Origin of the sequence: Roseovarius marisflavi (assembly GCF_900142625.1) — a bacterium.
In the GTDB taxonomy this organism is placed as follows: domain Bacteria; phylum Pseudomonadota; class Alphaproteobacteria; order Rhodobacterales; family Rhodobacteraceae; genus Roseovarius; species Roseovarius marisflavi.
Genome location: NZ_FRBN01000004.1, coordinates 50,415 through 65,540, shown reverse-complemented (window position 1 = coordinate 65,540; position 15,126 = coordinate 50,415). Strand labels below are relative to the sequence as shown.

14 protein-coding genes are annotated in these 15,126 nt (G+C 61.3%); 6 read left to right on the top strand and 8 right to left on the bottom strand.

Annotated elements, in window-relative coordinates; all coding sequences use genetic code 11:
* Both BUB78_RS05600 and BUB78_RS05595 read left to right on the top strand, forming a co-directional pair.
* On the top strand, nt 1–1,572 hold the full coding sequence (locus BUB78_RS05600; protein ID WP_073195902.1) for a gamma-glutamyltransferase: 1,572 nt from the start codon (nt 1–3) through the stop codon (nt 1,570–1,572).
* The gene (locus BUB78_RS05595; protein WP_073195900.1) at nt 1,569–2,957 is read left to right on the top strand and encodes a M20 family metallopeptidase; all 1,389 of its coding nucleotides are present in this window, start codon (nt 1,569–1,571) and stop codon (nt 2,955–2,957) included. Before BUB78_RS05600 ends, BUB78_RS05595 begins: the two co-directional genes overlap by 4 nt.
* Nucleotides 2,958–3,143: 186 nt before the next feature.
* On the opposite strand, the gene BUB78_RS05590 is transcribed toward BUB78_RS05595, so the two are convergent.
* The 4 genes from BUB78_RS05590 to BUB78_RS05575 form a co-directional block, all read right to left on the bottom strand.
* On the bottom strand, nt 3,144–3,530 hold the full coding sequence (locus BUB78_RS05590) for a type II toxin-antitoxin system VapC family toxin (protein ID WP_073195898.1): 387 nt from the start codon (nt 3,528–3,530) through the stop codon (nt 3,144–3,146).
* Nucleotides 3,527–3,787 carry a type II toxin-antitoxin system Phd/YefM family antitoxin gene (locus tag BUB78_RS05585; RefSeq protein ID WP_073195896.1) on the bottom strand — a complete coding sequence of 87 codons (261 nt, stop codon included), beginning with the start codon at nt 3,785–3,787 and terminating at the stop codon, nt 3,527–3,529. Before BUB78_RS05585 ends, BUB78_RS05590 begins: the two co-directional genes overlap by 4 nt.
* Before the next feature lie 103 nt (nt 3,788–3,890).
* A complete protein-coding gene (locus tag BUB78_RS05580) occupies nt 3,891–4,988 on the bottom strand; it encodes a ParB/RepB/Spo0J family partition protein (RefSeq protein ID WP_073195894.1) in 1,098 nt (365 codons plus the stop codon).
* Nucleotides 4,966–6,372, bottom strand: coding sequence for an AAA family ATPase (locus BUB78_RS05575; RefSeq protein WP_073195892.1), 1,407 nt, complete (start codon nt 6,370–6,372; stop codon nt 4,966–4,968). The genes BUB78_RS05580 and BUB78_RS05575 overlap by 23 nt, the downstream gene beginning before the upstream one ends.
* 576 nt (nt 6,373–6,948) lie before the next feature.
* Between BUB78_RS05575 and BUB78_RS05570 the strand changes: the two genes are divergently transcribed.
* Both BUB78_RS05570 and BUB78_RS05565 read left to right on the top strand, forming a co-directional pair.
* On the top strand, nt 6,949–8,220 hold the full coding sequence (locus BUB78_RS05570) for a replication initiation protein (RefSeq protein ID WP_073195890.1): 1,272 nt from the start codon (nt 6,949–6,951) through the stop codon (nt 8,218–8,220).
* A gap of 39 nt (nt 8,221–8,259) precedes the next feature.
* On the top strand, nt 8,260–9,252 hold the full coding sequence (locus BUB78_RS05565; protein ID WP_073195888.1) for a helix-turn-helix domain-containing protein: 993 nt from the start codon (nt 8,260–8,262) through the stop codon (nt 9,250–9,252).
* Here the strand turns inward: BUB78_RS05565 and BUB78_RS05560 are convergent.
* The 3 genes from BUB78_RS05560 to BUB78_RS05550 form a co-directional block, all read right to left on the bottom strand.
* The gene (locus BUB78_RS05560; RefSeq protein ID WP_073195886.1) at nt 9,249–10,739 is read right to left on the bottom strand and encodes a tripartite tricarboxylate transporter permease; all 1,491 of its coding nucleotides are present in this window, start codon (nt 10,737–10,739) and stop codon (nt 9,249–9,251) included. The two genes, BUB78_RS05565 and BUB78_RS05560, sit on opposite strands and share 4 nt — an antisense overlap.
* Nucleotides 10,736–11,227, bottom strand: a complete 492-nt coding sequence (locus BUB78_RS05555; protein WP_073195884.1) for a tripartite tricarboxylate transporter TctB family protein — start codon at nt 11,225–11,227, stop codon at nt 10,736–10,738. Before BUB78_RS05555 ends, BUB78_RS05560 begins: the two co-directional genes overlap by 4 nt.
* Nucleotides 11,228–11,306: 79 nt before the next feature.
* Entirely contained in the window at nt 11,307–12,284 is a 978-nt protein-coding gene (locus BUB78_RS05550; protein ID WP_073196220.1) for a Bug family tripartite tricarboxylate transporter substrate binding protein, read from the bottom strand.
* Nucleotides 12,285–12,430: 146 nt separating this feature from the next.
* Between BUB78_RS05550 and BUB78_RS05545 the strand changes: the two genes are divergently transcribed.
* Complete coding sequence (locus BUB78_RS05545; RefSeq protein ID WP_073195882.1) at nt 12,431–13,345, top strand: LysR family transcriptional regulator; 915 nt, start codon at nt 12,431–12,433, stop codon at nt 13,343–13,345.
* Entirely contained in the window at nt 13,342–14,085 is a 744-nt protein-coding gene (locus tag BUB78_RS05540; protein ID WP_073195880.1) for a sulfite exporter TauE/SafE family protein, read from the top strand. The genes BUB78_RS05545 and BUB78_RS05540 overlap by 4 nt, the downstream gene beginning before the upstream one ends.
* A 242-nt stretch (nt 14,086–14,327) precedes the next feature.
* Here the strand turns inward: BUB78_RS05540 and BUB78_RS05535 are convergent, their stop codons facing one another.
* Nucleotides 14,328–14,834 carry a TetR/AcrR family transcriptional regulator gene (locus BUB78_RS05535; protein ID WP_073195879.1) on the bottom strand — a complete coding sequence of 169 codons (507 nt, stop codon included), beginning with the start codon at nt 14,832–14,834 and terminating at the stop codon, nt 14,328–14,330.
* Between the last annotated feature and the right edge of the window lie 292 nt (nt 14,835–15,126).

Sequence of the window (15,126 nt, the reverse complement as noted above, 5' to 3'; positions counted from 1 at the left end):
ATGTCCGACAACCTCTCGCGCAGCATGCTCACCCGCAAAACCGTCATTGAAACCGAATACGGCGTCGTCGCCGCCCAGCATCGCCTAGCCGCCCAGGCCGGGGCCGATGTTCTCGCCGCCGGCGGTGACGCGGTCGACGCCGCCGTCGCCGTCTCCTTCGCCATCGGCGTGCTGGAGCCCTGGATGAGCGGCCCCGCCGGCGGTGGCGCCCTCATGCTCTGGCGCGCCGAAACCGGCACCGCTCAGGCCCTCAACTACGGCATGCGCTCGCCCGCCGCGCTTGATCCCGTCAATTACCCGCTGACCGGCAAGGGCATCGCCGGTGATCTTTTTCCCTGGGAAGAGGTGCTCGATGATCGCAACGTTCAAGGCGCAACCGCCGTCGCCGTCCCCGGCCTTGTCGATGGCATGGGCCAGATGCACGCCCGCTTTGGCCGCCTGCCCTGGGCCGACCTCCTGGCCCCCTCAATCGCCTTTGCCAGGCAGGGGCTGTTGGTCGACTGGTACGCCGCCCTCATTATCGCCTCAAGCACCCGCGCGCTTGCCAAAGACCCCGACGCCGCCGCGCTGTTTCTTGACGACGGTCAATGGCCCACCATCAGCGGCTGGACCGCCCTCGCCGAAAAACGGCTGGATCAGAGCCGCATGGCCGACAGCCTCGACCAGATCGCCCGCCACGGCGCGCGCACGCTTTACGACGGCGATCTCGGTGCCGCCATGGCCGCGGATATCCAGGCCAAGGGCGGCTCCCTCTCGCGCGACGACCTCCTTGCCTACCGCGCCAAGATGCTTGAACCGCTCAGCTTTGACTATCGCACCACCCGCTTTCATGTCCCCCCCGGCCTGACCGCCGGGCCGACCTTCCAACAGGCCCTCGCCTTGATGGAAACCCGCGACATGCGCACCAAGCCAGAGGCCTTCGCCGCCTATGCCGAGGGCCTGAAATCCGCCTATGCCGCCCGTCTTGGCGCAATGGGCGACACCGGCGAGACCGAAACGGCGCCCGGCTGCACCACGCATTTCTCGGTGGTGGATGCCTCGGGCAACATGGTCTCGCAAACCCAGACCCTTCTGTCGATCTTCGGCTCTCGCGTGGTCTCGCCCTCCACCGGCTTCCTGATGAACAACGGCATCATGTGGTTTGACCCGGTTCAGGGGCGTCCCAACTCGCTTGGCCCGAACAAGGCCTGCCTGATGAACGTCTGCCCGATCCTCGGCGAGGTCGGCGATACCCGCTTTGCCTTCGGCGCCTCTGGTGGGCGCAAAATAGTCTCTGCCATGGCCCAAATGGCGTCTTTTGTCGCCGATTTCGGCATGGATATCTCCGACACGTTCCACCACCCGCGGATTGATGTCTCGGGGGGCGACACCATCGTCGCCGACGACACCCTGCCGCCCGAGGTGATAGAGCGCCTTCGCGCCGGTCACCCGGTTCACACCACCCGGCGAAGCCCCTTTCCCTATGCCTTCGCCTGCCCTGCCGGCGTGATGCGCCGCGGCACGCGCAACTCCGGCTGTACCGAGATCATGTCGCCCTGGGGCGACGCCATAAACCAAGAGACACCGCAATGACCCGCAGCACCGCAATCGAGACTATTTCGGCCTATTTCGACGATAATCGCTTCCAGGCAGAGCTTGCCGAGCTGGTCAGCTTTGAAACCGAAAGCCAGAATCCCGATCAGGCTCCCGAACTGACCCGCTATCTGAACGAGGCCATGCTGCCCCGCCTCACGGCCATGGGATTTACCTGCAGTACCTATCCCAACCCCGTTGCCAATGCCGGCCCCTTCCTGATCGCCGAGCGGCACGAGGGCGACGACCTCCCGACCGTGCTTAGCTATGGGCATGGCGATGTGATCCGCGCCCAGACCGATCAATGGCGCGCGGGCCTGCACCCGTTCACGATCGTCGAAGAGGGCGAGCGCCTTTACGGTCGCGGCACCGCCGACAACAAGGGCCAGCACCTGATCAATATCGCCGCTCTCGACGCGGTTCTGCAAACCCGTGGCGCGCTTGGCTTCAACTGTCGCATCGTGATCGAAACCGGCGAAGAAACCGGCTCGCCCGGCCTTGCCGAATTCTTTGCCGCGCATAAGAAACAGCTCAACGCCGATGTGCTGATCGCCTCTGACGGCCCTCGCCTGCAACCCGAAACGCCGACCATGTTCATGGGCTCGCGTGGCGGGGTTACCTTTGATCTGATCGTCGATCTGCGCGACGGCGCGCATCACTCGGGCAACTGGGGTGGCCTTCTGGCCGACCCCGCGATGATTCTGGCGCAGGCGCTGTCTTGCATCACCGATGCCCGCGGCCAGATCAAGATCCCCGAATGGCGCCCCGATAGCCTGACCGACGAGGTGCGCGCCGCCCTGCATGGCCTGCCGATCGAGGGCGGCGATGGCCCGACGATCGACCCTGATTGGGGCGAAGAAAGCCTGACCCCGGTCGAGCGCGCCTATGGCTGGAACAGCTTTGCCATCCTTGCGATGAAAAGCGGCGTGCCCGAGGCCCCGGTGAACGCGATTTCCGCCCATGCCCGCGCCACCTGTCAATTGCGCTATGTGGTCGGCACCACGCCCGAAGACATCCTGCCCGCCCTGCGCCGTCACCTTGACGCGCATGGCTTTGATGCGGTGCGCATCGAGCCGCATGACCGGGGCTTTTTCCGCGCGACGCGGCTCGATCCGGGTCACCCTTGGGTCACCTTCGTCGCCCGTTCCCTTGAACAGACCTCGGGGCAAGCGCCCCATATCCTGCCCAATCTGGCCGGTTCGCTGCCCAATGACTGCTTTACCGATATTCTCGGCCTGCCCACGGTCTGGGTGCCGCATTCCTATCGCGGCTGCTCGCAACACGCCCCCGATGAACATGTCCTCAAACCGCTCTGCCGCGATGCCCTTAGGCTTATGGCCGGGTTGTTCTGGGATATCGGCGAGGGCGGCACGCCTGCGGGCTAGGCGGGGGGGGGGCTTACCCAGAGTCACCTCAACGACCCTCACGGAGCCTCTCCGGCGCTCTGGCGGGGTATTTGCAAGCGTCGGCGAAAGGTGAATAACCTCAATTGGCCGAAAAATTTAATGTGCATAATTGCGATGTTTTGCACATTACCCTGACTCAGCCGATTTTACGGCTGAAACCAGACCTCAGACCAGCTCGATAGGTCCGGTATATTGCGCCACCTTTTTATCGGATGTGACAAGGGTCATCCCCTCTGTCGCCGCCTGCGCAATCAACATACGATCAAACGGATCACCATGAATGGGCGGCAAGGTCGCCAGCGCAAGCCAATGCCGCCCGTCAATTTGCAATTCCTCATAGCCGTTGGCCAAAAGCCCCGCGCGCATCTGCCCGGCATCGGCACGAAAATCCGGCCGATCCAACGCGCGCTTGATGGTAATTTCCCAGAGGCTGGCCACACTGAACCATAACCGGTTCTGCGGATTCTTGATCATCTGATCGGCTTTGCGAGACATCAGATCGTCATTCGCGGCCGCCCATAAGAGTAAATGGGTATCCAGCAAAAAATTCACCCCTTCGCCGCCGATTCAGTCTCTGTTTCACCCTCGAACAGCTGTTTTATATCCTCTGCGGCCATATCATCAAAATCCTCCGGGATTTCGACCTGCCCTTTCAGAAAACCTGTTCTTTGCGGCGAAACAGTCTCTATCATGGTAACCTGCACCAAAGGCTTACCGGCCTTTGCGATAACAAAGGGCTGGCCCTGCAAGGCCTGCTCGACCAGCTTCGAGAGGTGCGTTTTCGCCTCGTGCATATTGACGGTTTTCATTTTGGCCACTCCAGACTTAGCTAATTAGACTTAGTCTGTTTTTTTGCCAATTTCAAGTCAGGTGGCAACGGCAGGTTTCGCGCGCGAAACCCACCCACCTGCCCTAGTCTTTCACCTCTTCCAGCAAATAGCGGATATGGTCGATGACCTTGTCGATCATCTCGCTATTCACCGCCGCGCCACGAAACTGGATAGCATAGCCCTCAGGCCGCTCGACCCGCTCGATCGACACCCCGTTCGCCAATGAAATCGGCGTGCCTTTCCTGACCCTACTCGCAACCTTGGGCCGCCCTCCCCGGCTCGGGTCCGGCCCAACCCCTTCGGCCTGCTCGACCAAAGGAGTCAAAACCGCCCATTCTGCCTCGGCGGATTCGATCACATGATTCTCCAGAACTCTGCGAATATCCTGCGCCAAACCGGCCCTGAGGGCCGCTGCAAGACGCAGGCATTGCCGCTCGCTCAGTTGGGTTGCAAAGGTCAGCATATCGCCCAATTCTTCATGCACCAGAGCAAAGGAACGAATCTTGGATCGCTTGGCTTTCGAGGCTGCCCCGAACAGCCGTTGAACCGCCTCATCCATCGAGGGAAAAACCCCATCATAAACCGCCATGGCGGCCGCCCTGCCCCGTTCGTATTGGCTCAGACCGGCGCGAATTTCGTTCTCTTCGACCATCGCAATAACCGAATCGGCAATGCTATCCGGCTGGCGTACAAAGGCCGCAATCGTGAGGTGTTTTTCGCCCCCCGACATGGCATTCAGGCGACGAACTGCGGCAAGACGACGAAAGCCGGAGATCAGGGCATATTTGCCCGCAGCCTCTGGATTTGCGGGCTCGAACACCTCGATGGGGAGCCGTAAACCATGCGCAGAAATCGAGGTGCATAGCTCGACCATTTCCTCTTCATCAAGATGAATCCGGTCGCGGGTCAGGGCATCTGCGGTGATGTCATGGATCGGAATTTCGCGCGCGATCAGGCCTTTCTCGACCGCCTCGCGCAATTGCCGGGCCTCGGATTTATCGCGCGCGGCATCTGCTCTTTCAGAGGGCGGCAAGGGATCAGAATGCATCGCCGCGTCGGCGACGACGTCGGCGATAGGGGGACGAAGGCCGGGGCCGGTGGGGGTTTCGCGCGCGAAACCCTCTTCGATTTCCTTCAGGGCCTCGGCGCTCGGGATCTCAAGCTGTCTGCGTTTCGCCATGACCGGCCTCCTTCTTTGCGAGTTGTTCATCACGCCACCAGGCGCCAATCAGCATTTCCTTGAATTCCGCATAGGTGCGATCAAAGGTTTCGCGCCCACGGGTATAGGTCTCTCTGTTAAAGTCGCGGTAATCGGCCTCGTAGATGCCCGACACGGTCTCGCCCGCCTGCCCGACCATGGCGGTATAGTCCTGGCGGTAAGCGTTGGTCATATCGCCAAAATAGGCCTGAATGACATTGGCGAGATCGGTCTGCTGGCTGGCGTCAAAGCGGGTGATGATGGCGCGCACCACGTCCCATTCGAACTTCATCTCAGGCAGGCCCGCGCGACGGCGTGCCGTGTTTTCACCATCCTCGATCGAGGCAAAGGTCGAATAGAGCATGTCAAAGAACCGCCCCGTCGAATCGAACTCGAGAAACGAGGCGCCAAGCGGCACAAGAATGATATCCGCCGCCGCAAGCGCGTTGATGGTGAGATAGCCAAGGGCAGGCGGGGTATCGAGAATGATCACGTCATAGTCATCGAGCGCGCCGCTCTCAGAGAGCGCAGAGGTGAGCGCATCCCAGAGCGGCCAGTTGCGCAGACCCATGCGCCAGACCGGAATCTGAAACTCGGCCCAGTAGAGGTTAAGCTGTGCACCGATCAGATCAATATTGGGCCAATGGGTTTTCTGAACCACATCGGCGAAGGAAACCTGCAAGGCCTCGGTCAAGGTTTCGTCAAGCGGCAGGACAGGGTCGCCGGAGGCCTCGCGCACGCGATTTTCAGCCTCGAGATGGGTGGCGTAATCGCGCGCCAGAAGCGGGAACACCGTGCGCCATTCATCGGGCACATCGCCGCCAAGGATCGAGGTCATCGATCCCTGGCTATCGAGGTCGATGACAAGAACCTTGTAGCCATCAAGCGCGGCACTCATCGCGAGATGGGCGGCGGTCGAGGTCTTGCCGACGCCGCCCTTGAAGTTGGCCACGGCGGTGATTTTGGCCGGTTGGCCCTTGGGGCGATAGGGGCGGTATTCCTTGGCGCTGCTGCCTTCTTCGGCGAAATGATCGCGCAGGATCAGGATTTCTTCAAGGCTGAACCAGCGGGAATTGCCCTGACCTTCGCCTTGCGGCAATTCGGGGTGCTTGTTCAGAACCCGGCGCAGGTGGGCCGGGGCAACGGGAATGAGATAGCGGCACACCTCCCATGTGGAGAACTTGCGCAGACGCTTCTTGCCATCCGGGGCATAGCCACGCTTGGCCAGATCAACGCGTCCGCGACCGGCAAAAGCGGCGGCGCGGGCGAATCGGGCGGTATCGACGATCGGCCCAAGCTTGGCCGCGGCGGCCTCGGGATTGAGATTGAAATAGGGGGGAAGGGGAATCTCTGGTTTCTTGTCCATGTATGGGAAGCCTCACTAAGATCACCGTTTTTCGGTGCTATTGCACAAATCATCGCACATCGGGACGAGATTGTGAATCACTAAGAAGAGACCGATACCAGAAAGGAAAAGGGAAGGTTTCGCGGCGAAACCCACATAAATCAGTATATCAGAAAGAAAAACACCACGCTAAAGATTGTAATTCTTTAGGAATCTATAGAATCTTTAACCCGTATACGCCGTTTAATATCAATACCTTAGATATGTTTGGGTGCCAGACTACGGGATGAAAGGCACCCATCTACGGGGTCAAAGGTGCCCGGACACGGGGCGAAGGGTGGCGATTCGCGGGGGCAGGGGGACCGGAGCACGGGACAGAGTCTATTTAGGCCAAAATGCGCCATCGGACCGAGACATATCCACCAAGTTATCCCCAAAACCATACCCCGAAAGCTCATAAGTACCCGTTTGCGGGATCACCGCCCCCCGTAAACGGGTGCCTAGAGAATGATTGAGGACGGGTGCCTTTTGAGGCATACTAGAGGGTGAGAGCAGGCGCCGACAGGAAAAAATCCTGGGGCAGAAGAGGGCAGGGCGATGCAGCAAGAGATTCAGCATGACAGGCTGACCGGGGCGCTAAGGCGTCAATCGGTGAAAAAGAATGTGGCAGCTATTCATGTGTCGGGCAAGTTGACGCTGTTGCAGCGCAAGCTGTCGAATGTGTTGTTGCTCAATGCCTATGATGCGCTGATCACGAAACCTAAGCATCAGATCGACGCGCAGACGCTCTGTTTGATGGTGGGGTATAATTCCAACGATATGGCGACGCTCAAGCAATCCCTGCGCTCGTTGGCCGAGACCACGGCGGAATGGGACATGCTTGATGAAGAGGGCCGTCAGGAATGGGGGGTCAGCTCGCTTTTGTCTTATGCCAAGCTCAAGAGCGGGGTGTGCGAATATGCCTATTCCCCGGCCTTGGCGGAAAAGCTTCATGATCCGAAGGTCTTTGCGCTTATCAATCTCAATATCCAGCGGCGGTTCACCAGCGGTCACGCGCTTGCCCTTTACGAGAATTGTTATCGGTTTGTGCGCACCGGAAGCACCGGCTGGTGGCCAATTGATCTTTTCCGGCGTCTGATGGGGGTCGATGGCAGCGCCTATTACGAGAGTTTCAAGCATCTCAATGCCAAGGTGATCAAGCCTGCGGTGAGCGAGGTCAACAAGACCTCGAACATCCTTGTCGAGCCGGAATTGCGCAAGATGGGGCGGCAGGTGAGCGAGATCAGGTTCCGCATCAAGGAAAACCCGCAACTGGCGATGATGAATATCGACGATGGCGAGGGAGTAAGGCAGGGCCGGGTTTATGCGAGGCTGCTTGAGGTTGGGGTCAGTGACCGGCTGGCACGGCAGTGGATTGCCGAGCATGGCGAAGATTATGTGAGCCAGAAGTTGGAGTATCTCAAGGGGCGCGGAGGGGTCGAGCATCCGGTGCGGTATCTCTCGGCCGCGTTGCGCGATGATTATCGCGCCGAGCCTGTGCCAGAGCCGCGACCCGAGGTTGTCGAGGCCGAGAAGGCGCGGCGCGCGGCGCAGAGCAAGGCCGAGGTGGAGGCCGAGGCGCGCGGTGCGGTGGTTGCCGAAGGGCGCAGGATCAGGGCGGCGCAGATGGCGCGGGTCAGGGAGTTGACCGGCACGCGAAGCCCGACGCAGCGCGATGCCGACCGGCGGCTGTTTCTGGCCGGGGTCGAGGATGAGGTGAAGCGCGCCGAATTTGCGCGCCTTGGCTGGGCGGCGGCGCTTTGTGTGGCTGAGATGGTCGCGTTCTGGGAGGATATGGTGCCCGGAGCGTTTGACGACCTTGAGGTGTGAGGTCTTTTATAATGTGCAAAATAGCGGTATTTTGCGCATATGAATGAGGGTGCTGACGACGATCTTTGGTTTCTGCCCGGCCCGCCGGACGAGGACGCGATGCTTGCGCCATTGCCGAGGGCAGGCGTGGGCGAGCGCGATCAGCTTGTGCCCTGGGAGAGGGCGCAGGCGGCTTTGGCCTTGCCGCTGGCGCGGGCCGCGGCGCGGCTTGGGGCGCTGGATGACCGGTTGTTGCGCGCGCCACCGGGATGGCGGCATCGGTTGGCGTTGAGCGCGGCCGCTGATTTAAGTTGGTTTGCAGGAGAGAGGGTGGCGCCCGAGCGGTTGGCGCTTTGGCTGTCGTTGCGCCTTGCGGGGGCGCAGGAGGATGCGCAGGCGCTGACGCGGGTCGGCTGGGCAATGCGGCGGCTGTCGGGCGGGCCTGGGCCGGAGGAGGGGTTGCAGGCCTTTCTGGGGCGGCACGAGCCGGGGCAGGGGGCAGAGCCGCTTGGCGAGCGGATTGAAGGCTGGCAGAGCGTGATGGCGCACGCGGGTGGGTTGCATCCGCTGGTGCGCGCGGCCTTCGGGTTTTACCTTTGGCCGATGGCGGGGCTTGGGCATCAGGGCGACCGGCTTGAGGCGACGGTGACGGCGGCGCGGCTGGCGGCGGGTGACTGCCGGGGCGGGGCGATTTTCGCGCCACTTTCGCTGCCCGGTGCGGGGCGCGGATCGAAAGAGGCCGAGGCGCGGTTGCGGGCCTGGATCGAGGGCGTGGAGAGCGCCATTCTCAAGGCGATGCGCCAGCTTGATCAATTGGAACGCTGGCAGAGCGACGCGCAGGCGAAAACCGCCAAGCTCTCGGGGCGCACGCCGGGGCAATTGCTGGCGGTGCTGGCGGAATGGCCGCTTGTGTCGGCCCCGATGGCGGAGCACCTGACCGGGGCCAGCCGCGCGGCGGTGCAACGCAACCTGACATTGCTGATGGATCACGGGTTGATCCGCGAGGTCACCGGGCAGGGGCGTTACCGGTTCTGGAGTATCAACGGGGCCTAACCGGCTTCGCGCGCCTTGTTGAGGGTGCCGCGGCTTATGGCGACGACGGTGATTACGGTGAGCGCCCAGAAGAACCAGGTGATCGGGCCGCGCAACAGGATCTCGGGGCTGCCGCCGGACATCAGCATGGCTTGGCGGAAATTATCCTCTAGCAGCGGGCCGAGGATGAAGGCGATCAGGAAGGGCGCGGCGGGGATGTGATAGCGACTCATGACAAAGCCGACCCAGCCCATGACGAACATCACGCCCACATCGAAGATGTTATTATTGACCGCAAACACCCCGTAAATGCAGAGCACCAGTACGCAGGGCATCAGGATGCGCTTGGGGATGTCGGCCACCGGTCGAAAGCCGCGAATGGCCAGTGACCCGACGATCAGAAGCAGGCCAGAGCTGAAGATCAGCCCGATGAACAGCCCATAGATGATATCGACATTCATCACGAACATCATCGGCCCCGGTTGCAACCCGTGCACCATGAACGCGCCGATGATGATGGCGGTGATCACATCGCCCGGCACGCCAAGCGCCAGCAGAGGGATCAGGGTGGCGCCGGCCACGCCGTTGTTGCCCGCTTCGGAGGCGGCGACGCCTTCGATCTCGCCCTTGCCGAAATTGGCCTTGTTGGGCGATTTGCGCCGGGCCTCGGAATAGGACAGGAACGCCGCCGGGGCCGCGCCGATGCCGGGGATAGAGCCGAGGAAGACGCCGATAAAGCTTCCCCTCACGATAGAGCGGAAGCAGCGTTTGTAATCGGCGAAAGTGACCCATTTGCTGCCCAAGGACTGAACCTTGCCGATATGGCCGGTGGGGTGCCAGACCATGTTGATCACCTCGGGGATGGCGAACAACCCGATCAGAACGGCGATGAAATTCAAGCCGCCCATCAGGCTCGGGTCGCCGAAGGTAAAGCGGCTGGTGCCATAGACCAGATCAAGCCCGATCGTGGCCAGCAACAGCCCGAGAAGCGCCGAGAGCGCGCCACGCAACAGGCTGTCGCCCGAGACGCCCGCGATGATGGTCAGCGAGAACAGCATCAGGGCAAAAAACTCGGGCGGGCCAAAGTTGAGAGCGAAGGATGCCAGCCAGCCCGCGAAGAGGATCAGCGACAGGTTCGAGATGATATCGGCCGTGCAGGAGGCCCAAAGCGCCATGCCAAGGGCGCGCCCCGCCTCGCCGCGTTCGGCCATCGGGTGACCGTCAAGGATGGTCGCGGAAGAGGCCGGGGTGCCCGGTGTCTTGATCAGGATCGCCGGGATAGAGCCGCCGAAAATGCCGCCCTTGTAGACGCCAAGCAGCAAGAGGATGCCGTTGATCGGCTGCATCGGAAAGGTGAAGGGCAGGGCAAGCGCCACCGCCATGGTCGCCGAAATGCCAGGAATGGCACCGCCGACCACGCCGATCACGATGCCAATGGCCAGTGACAGGAAGGCGTTGAAATTCCCGACAAGCGCAAAGCCTGCCATGATGCTATCCAAAAGGCTCATGGCAGTCTCACGTAATTGCCCTGCGGGATGGCGACGCTGGCGACATGCGCGAAGAAGGCATAGAGCACCAGCGGCACCAGCACCGCGCAGGCGAGGGCGATTTTGGGGTGACGGGTCCTGACCAGAAAGGCGAGCGCCGCAAAGGCCCCCATCGAGGCCCAGACCATGCCGATCCGGGGCATTGCCCAGAAGGTGACCGTCATCAGCACCGCCATCGCCGCGAGTCGCATCATGCCTGCGCGCGGGTCTTCTATGGCCTCGTTGACGGGGGTGTCGTCATCATCCGGGCCACGCCCGAAGACGATCAGGCCAAGCCCAACCAATCCGGTCAATCCGGCGATGGTATAGGGCCAGAACAGCGGCGACAGGATGATCTTGCGCACATTGCTGGGCGAAGACACCCAGTTTGGTATGCCGTAAAGGATCAGGAAAAGGGCGACGAGGCAGGCCCCGATGCCAAGATGCACCTGTATTGTGCGAATGCTCACCCCGATCCTCCCCGATCAGATTGATTTTGTTGTTGGCCGGGCGCGATTTCGGGCGCCCGGCGTTATTGCAAAAGTGGTATCAGCCTTCGATCCGCATGCCCAGTTTGTCGACAAGGGCGCGGAAGGTTTCGTATTGCTTTTGAATGAAGGCGTTGGCGTCTTCGGGGCTCATGACGTTGATCACCGAGCCACGCGCCGTCATCTGATCGAGGAAGGTCTGATCGCCAGCGGCGGCGGCCATCCACTCGCCCCATTTGGCGGCGACATCATCGGGCAGATCCTTGGGGCCGGCAATGCCGGTCCAGCCGACAAGCTGGGTCAGGCCGGGTTTGCCGACATCGGCCGAGGTGGGGGCGTCAAAGCCGGGCACGGGTTCGGCGGTGGTGACAAGGATCGGCCTGAGCTGGCCATTTGCGACAAAGCTCGCCAGGGCCGAGGTGTTGGTGCAAAGGAACGTCGCCGTGCCATTCAGAACCGCCGTGGCCGCTGCGCCGCCGCCTTTTTGCGGGATATGCGTGGCCTTATCGAGCGGGTTTTCGACGCCGTATTCCGACAGCACATAGACCGCCGCGAGGTGCAGCAGCGAGCCGACGCCAGAGGAGCTATAGGTGGTGCCGTCGGATTCGGTCTTGGCGATCAGGTCTTCCATGGAGTTGATGCCGGAATCCGGGCGCACCGCGCAGGCGACCGGGTTGATTTCATAGACGGTGACAAAGCGGAAGTCATCGAGGCTGTAGGGCAGGGTGGCCTTCATCGCCGGGTTGACGGAATGCGAGCCGACGCGCGCGAACAGCATGGTATAGCCATCCGGCTTGGCGTTTTGCACCGCAACTGAGCCGATGGCCCCGCCGGCGCCGGTGATGTTGGACATCACCAGAGGTTTGCCCACGGCCGTGCCAAGGGGCTCGGCGATGGTGCGGGCGGAAATGTCTGTGGCCCCACCCGCGCCATAGGGAATGACCATGTTGATCGGGCGTTCGGGGTATTCGGCCATGGCAGTTGTCGCCAAAAGGCCGAGACCAAGGGCGCAGGCCGCGCCCAGCTTTTTGAAAGTCATGATTTCCTCCTCCACTGTCTTTTTATGCGGCCTTATCAATGGCTCATTGCAACGCCGTCGCGATCAGTAGTATCGTTAAGAGAACCTTAAGATAAGCAATATTGCGTTACAGCATTTGTTAGATAAACTTACGATAAAGGGGCGTCATGTCAATCCGGCGGTTGCGAACGCTGATTGCGGTCGAAGAACACAGCACCTTCAGTGCCGCAGCGGATTCGGTGTTCATCACCCATGCCGCCGTGAGCCAGCAAATGCGCATGCTGGAAGAGGAATGGCAGGTCACGCTGTTTGATCGCAGTCGGCGCACGCCGCAGCTTACCCCGGTGGGGCGCGCGCTTGTGGCGAAGGCGAAAGAGATCGTGCGCGCCTATGATACCATCGTGCCCTCGGTGATTGGCGATGCAGGGTTTCAGGGCGAGATCCTTTTGGGGGCGGTGCCGATGACGCTGACCGGGCTGACGCCGCTGGCGGTGCGCCATCTCAAGGACAGTTATCCGGATTTGCATGTGCGGATATTTCCGGGCCTGACCACGCAGTTGATCGCGCAGGTGGATCGCGGCGCGGTGGATGCGGCGATCCTGTCGCGGCACAGGCCGTTGCCGCCGGACATGGAGTATAGCGATATCGCGCTTGAGCCGATGCAGTTGATCGCGGCGCAGAATATGCCAAGCGATGACCCGCTGGAATTGCTCGCCAACTATCCGTTCATCCGCTTCAGCCGCGATGCGGTGGTTGGCAATCTGATAGACGGCTGGCTTCAGGAAAGCGGTATCCGGGTGAACGCCACGATGGAGCTTGAGGGGCTTGAGGCGATTTCAAGCATGGTTCTGGCCGGGCTTGGCGTGTCGATCGTGCCCGCGCGCTGTGTACGTGATTTCAATCCGCTGCCGCTCAAACGCCTGCCGCTTCCCGATGGCGCACCGGCGCGGCGGCTGACGCTGGCCTATCGGCGTGACAACCCGCGCCTGCCGGTGATCGAAGAGATTCACAAGGCGTTGCTTGAGGCGGTCAAAATCGGCGTGTTCCAACAGACGCCCCAGATGAAGGAAAGCGCGCCATGAGCCCGGATGTGATGGTTTACGTGGCCGCCGGGGCGGCGGCGGGCGGGTTGATCAACGGGCTTGCCGGCTTTGGCACTGCACTTTTCGCGCTTGGATTTTTTCTGACGGTGATGCCTCCGGTACAGGCGGTGGCGGTGGTGGTGATGATCTCGGTGATCACCGGCACACAGGGGCTTTGGGTGGTGCGACACGCGATTGGCCAGAACCCGAGGCGGCTGGCGCGGTTCATGGTGCCGGCGCTGGTGGGCATTCCGCTGGGGGTGCTGACGCTGTCGGTGCTGGATGCGCGCACGCTCAAGCTTGTGATTGCCGCATTCCTTTTGCTTTATGGTGGCTATTTCAGTCTGCGCACGGTCTTGCCCCGGTTTGAACGCCCGACGCCTTACCTTGATATGGTGGTGGGGTTTCTGGGCGGCATTCTGGGCGGCGCGGCCTCGCTATCGGGGGCCTTGCCGATGATGTGGTGCGCGCTCAGGCCCTGGCCCAAAGCCGAGACCCGCGCGGTGTTACAGCCGTTCAACTTTGTGGTTCTGGGGCTGACGGCGATGCTTTTGGCGCTCAAGGGGGCCTATACGCGCGAGACGCTGATCTATCTGGCGGTCGCGGCGCCGGTGGCGATTGCCGCCGCCCAGATCGGCATCGCGATCTTTCGCCGCCTGCCGGATGCGGTTTTCCGGCGCTTGCTTATCGTGATGACCTTTGTGTCAGGCGCGGTGCTTTTGGCGCGCGAGCTGATGTAGGTGCCGAATATCGATCTGCGTGAGCCACAAGACCCTTGATAAGGATGCCTTTCCGCGTTTTTCGCACAGTTAACGCGACAACACCGTTTCGGCCAGGCCTGATCCCATCCAGCCATTTCCGCCTTTGCCCGGACATTGCTCAACACTTCTGCCAGCCTGGCTGGTGTTTTGGCAGGCAAGCCCTCTGCTGGTTTCAGTTCAGTCGCGCGATCAATACGGTGCGTCACGTTTTGGCTGCATGGTCACGACAGGACGTGCCGCAAGAGTTTCATTGCCCTTTCGGAGCGAGCGACGAAAAACTCGGCTGTGGGCGGTGGCTGGCGTCCGATCACGCGCCTGATTTGCAAATCCCCGAGCAAGAGATCGAGGTAGAGACCCACCGCTGTTTCTGTCGTGTCGAATGTCAGCTGGCCCTTGTGCCTGGCAGCCTCGAGCACCTCCATCAACAACGGCAAAATGGATTCGCGCCCTGCCTGCGACAAAGTCCTCCCGAGTGCCCCACTTGGGTCTGCTGCGGCAGCACGGTTCAGCGCAATTGCGCGGTTGCCCAGCAATAGGGCGAGCAGTCTTGGGCCGAGCAGGCCAAGGATCGACAGTGCATCGCGATCTGCGGCCAGTCCCGCCTCAAGCAGGGTTTTGACTTCGGCGGCGTTGCGGGTGACCAGAGCCTTGAACAGGCCCTGCTTGTCCCCGTACCAGTTGTACAGTGTTTCATTTGATGCACGCGCCTGTTTCGCGATGCCCTGCAATCGCGGCCCTGTCCAGGCTGATCATTTTGCAGCTTGTCATGCTGTCCGCCCTCTATGCCGGAATCCCCCTCATCCACCGGCTTCGTCGCCGCTGTTCGGAATGGCGCCGTTTATTGCCGCCTCTGTCTCGGCTGCTTTTGGCTGGAACACTGGCAAACTATCGCGGTGCAAGCGCTTGATTTATATTCAAAGCCCTTGGCGTGTCTCTTTGGTTTTGAACAAATTGAATAATTGAGACCTTAAAAGCCGTTGGCGAAGCCGCAGCGACATGGCGCTTTATCCGCATCTTCTC